2 protein-coding genes are annotated in these 1,666 nt (G+C 66.9%); both read right to left on the bottom strand.

Translation table 11 applies throughout. From position 1 onward, the window contains the following. Window positions 1-94: 94 nt before the first annotated feature. Window positions 95-862, bottom strand: a complete 768-nt coding sequence (fixA, locus tag ACMO6A_RS08830; RefSeq protein ID WP_009305235.1) for a putative electron transfer flavoprotein FixA — start codon at window positions 860-862, stop codon at window positions 95-97. A 78-nt stretch (window positions 863-940) separates the two neighbouring features. Continuing rightward, the coding region (locus ACMO6A_RS08825) for a sigma 54-interacting transcriptional regulator (RefSeq protein ID WP_418471120.1) at window positions 941-1,666 on the bottom strand (726 nt) is incomplete at its 5' end.

Below are 1,666 nucleotides of genomic sequence, written 5' to 3'. Positions count from 1 at the left end.
CCCTCCCAGCGCCCGCGCCCCGCTGCACAGCTCCTCGTACGCTTCCGCCGTGTCGGCGAACACCGCAATCGTCTTATCGCTCATGGATGCCTCCTTACAGCCGCTCGCGCACGCGTGCCGCGAACGCCTGGATCGTCTCGTCGTCATCGCCTTCGAGGATCTCGCACGCGCGATCGCGCTGCTCGGGCGCAAGCGTGCTCACCACGTCGATGGCCTCGTCAAAGCCGTCGAAGCCCACATCTTCGAAGGAAAGAACGCGCGAGGGCTTCTTGCCCGCGCCCAGGATGTCCTTCATCGAGGGGATGCGCGGGGTGTTCATGTCGGCGACCACCGACAGCACGGCCGGAAGCGGCACGTCGAGGCGCTCGACCACCGCGCCCACCGTGCGCTCGACATGCGCGACGCCGTCGTCGAGCTCGATGGAGCTGACGGCGTTGACGGTAGGAAGCCCCAGCAGCTCGCCCAGCTGCACGCCTACCTGCTGCGCATAGCGGTCGGCCGACCCCTCGCCGCACAGCACCAAGCTCACGTCGTCCAGCTGCTTGACGGCCGCTGCGAGCACCCGCGCCGTCACCGCCGATCCGGCCTCGGGCAGCGACGCGTCTTTCACCGCCACGTTCTCGTGCGGCCCGCGCGCGAGGATGGCTTTCTTCAACTTCGAGTCCTCCACCGGATCGCCCCCGGCGGTCAGGCTGACAAGCGACGCGCCGGAAGCCGACGCCAGCTGCGCGCCGGCTTCCACGGCGTTGAGGTCGTAATCGCCGATTTTGAGCGCAGCGCGCTCGAACGACAGCGTGCGATCGGCCTGCACGACCGCGTCCTGCTCGTCGGGCACGATCTTGTAGCACACAACGATGTTCATGAATCACTCCTTTTGCTTCTCGGGAATGCGGTTCCGCACCTTCGAAAAGCAAAAAGCGTGCCAGCCTGCCCAAGCGCTCTAGAACGCGTCGTCCATGCTTTCAAGCACCACGCGAACGCGCAGGTGAAGGCGGTTGAGCAGCTCGGAGAGCTCCTCGTGCGTCAATCCGAGCTGCCGCCCCACCGCCGCGAGGTCGCCTTCGTGCTGCGCGAGCAGCGCCTGCACGAGATGGCGCTCCTCCGACACCGCATCGTCCTCGACGCCCTCCCGCATCGCCCCCGCATCCTGCTGCACGGACACGGCGGCGTGTGCCCCCGGGCCGTCCGGCATGGCGTTCGCCGCGTTCGCGATATGAGGCGGCAGCGAGTCCGCGGCGACGTTGGCGCCCTGGCCCTGCATGATCAGGCAGCGCTCAACGATGTTGCGCAGTTCGCGCACGTTGCCCGGCCAGCTGTAAGCCTGCAGCGCCTCGATGGTTTCGGCGGGGAAGGGCGTGCACGGCACCTCGAGCACCGAGGAAAGCTGCCCGTTGAAATAATCCACCAGCGGCGGGATGTCGGCGGAGCGCCGCCGCAGCTGAGGCAGGCGGATCTCCACGAGGCTCAAACGGTAGTACAGGTCGCTGCGGAACTTCTTCTCGGAGATCAGGCGCTCGATGTTCTGGTTCGTCGCGGCGATCACGCGCACGTCGAGCGTCTTCGCGGTATTCGATCCCAGCTTCGTGACGCTCTGCTCTTGCAGCACGCGCAGCAGGCTCACCTGCATGTCAACCGGCATCTCGCCGATCTCGTCGAGGAACAGCGT

Origin of the sequence: Eggerthella sp., assembly GCF_048329335.1 — a bacterium.
GTDB classification, from domain to species: domain Bacteria; phylum Actinomycetota; class Coriobacteriia; order Coriobacteriales; family Eggerthellaceae; genus Eggerthella; species Eggerthella lenta.
Note: the sequence above shows the minus strand (reverse complement) of the source record. Positions and strands in the feature narration are given on the sequence as shown.

Bases quoted from the DNA above. Each gene is read 5' to 3' on its own strand.
- fixA (WP_009305235.1), bottom strand. From the start codon at position 862: ATGAACATCGTTGTGTGCTACAAGATCGTGCCCGACGAGCAGGACGCG.